At 70.7% G+C, this 1,643-nt stretch carries 2 protein-coding genes; both read right to left on the reverse strand.

What is annotated here, in order from left to right; genetic code table 11:
• Positions 1 to 78: 78 nt before the first annotated feature.
• Entirely contained in the window at positions 79 to 738 is a 660-nt protein-coding gene (locus tag BDIM_RS05335; RefSeq protein WP_003164551.1) for a response regulator transcription factor, read from the reverse strand.
• The coding region (locus BDIM_RS05340; protein ID WP_248601205.1) for a sensor histidine kinase at positions 735 to 1,643 on the reverse strand (909 nt) is incomplete at its 5' end. The genes BDIM_RS05335 and BDIM_RS05340, both read right to left, overlap by 4 nt.

Consider the following 1,643-nt stretch of genomic DNA (forward strand, 5'->3'; position numbering starts at 1 on the left):
GGGCGCGCACGGTCGGCTCGTCCAGCCGGGGCGGGCGCGCGGGCGCGAGCGAGGAGGGCAGGGCGTCCAGGGCCACGCTCACGCCTCCTCGACCTGACCGGACACCGCCATGCGGACCAGATGGGTCAGGGTCGGCGCCTCCATCTTGGTCATGATGCGGGCGCGGTGCAGTTCGACCGTCTTGGGGCTGATGCCCAGGTCATAGGCGATGACCTTGTTGTAGGAACCGGCCACGACCAGATCCATGACCTCGCGCTCGCGCGCGGTCAGGCGAGACAACCTTTCCTGATAGGCGAGGGACAGCGGAGAAGCGGTTGTTTCATCTTCTGTTTCTGATGGCGCCGTGCGGAAGGCCAGGGCGATGGCCTCTTCCAGCGCCTTCTCCTGAAAGGGCTTCTCAAGAAAGGTGACGGCGCCGCGCCGCATGGCCTCGACCGCCAGGGGCACGTCGCCGTGGCCGGTCATGAAGATCACCGGCTGATCCAGCCCGCGCTCGCGCGCCGCCTCCATCAGCTCCAGCCCCGACATGCCCGGCATCCGCACGTCCAGCAGGAAGCAGGCGGGTTCGGCCGGGCGCTCGGTCATGGCCTCCAGAAAGGCGGCGGGTTCTTCCCAGCACTCGACCTCATAGCCCAGGCTTTCCAGCCACCAGGCGGCGGACTGGCGGAACTCGGCGTGGTCGTCGACCAGGCAGATGCGGCCGGACGGTCCGTCAGCCGGTGTTGCGACGGCGCTCATGGGCGGGCCTCCTCTGTCGGGGTTTCGGTCGCGGCCAGCGGCAGGGCGATGTGAAAGACGCTGCCGCCCGCCTCGCCGGGCGTGAACCACAGGCGGCCGCGGTGCAGTTCGATGATCGAACGGCAGATGCCCAGGCCGACGCCCATGCCGCCGCTGCGGGTGCTGAAGAAGGGCGAGAAGACGCGGGCGGACGCTTCTTCCGGCACGCCCGGCCCGGTGTCGGTCAGGGTCAGCTCGATCTGGCGCGCGTCGAGGCTGTGACGCGCCTCTATGGTGAGCTCGCGCCGGGGCAGGTCGACGCCGCGCATGGCGTCCAGGGCGTTGCGCGCCAGATTGACCAGCACCTGCTGGATCATGACCGGATCGCCCAGAACAGCGGGCAGGTCCGGCGGCGTGGCGGCGCGCGCCGTCACCCGGTCGCGGGTGATCTCCCAGTCCAGCAGATCCAGGGTGTTGCGAGCCAGGCGGGCCAGATCCAGCCGCTGCACCTGGGGCTGGCGCTGATCGACGAAGGTGCGGACGCGCTGGATCACGCCCGAGGCGTAGAGGGCCTGCTCGGTCGCGCGGTCCAGGGCCTCGGCGCCGGTCTCGAGCGTCAGGGCGCCGCGTTGCAGCCGCGCCTTCAGCCCGCGCAGGATGTTGGCGATGGAGCCGATCGGCTGGTTCAGCTCATGGGCGATCATGGTGGCCATCTCGCCGACCGACAGCACGCGCGAGGTGGTCAGCAGCTCCTCGCGGTCGGCCAGGTGACGCTGCTGGGCCTCCTGACGCTCGGCGGCGTCGGACAGCTCCAGGAAAACCAGGCCGTCGGACAGGGCCAGACGGACGTCATGCACCCGGCGGCCGCCCGGCTGGACGATCAGGGCGTCCGAGGCGCCCTCGCGCCGCGCCGCCGCGATCGCCTC

It is taken from the genome of Brevundimonas diminuta ATCC 11568, assembly GCF_000204035.1.
Lineage (GTDB): Bacteria > Pseudomonadota > Alphaproteobacteria > Caulobacterales > Caulobacteraceae > Brevundimonas > Brevundimonas diminuta.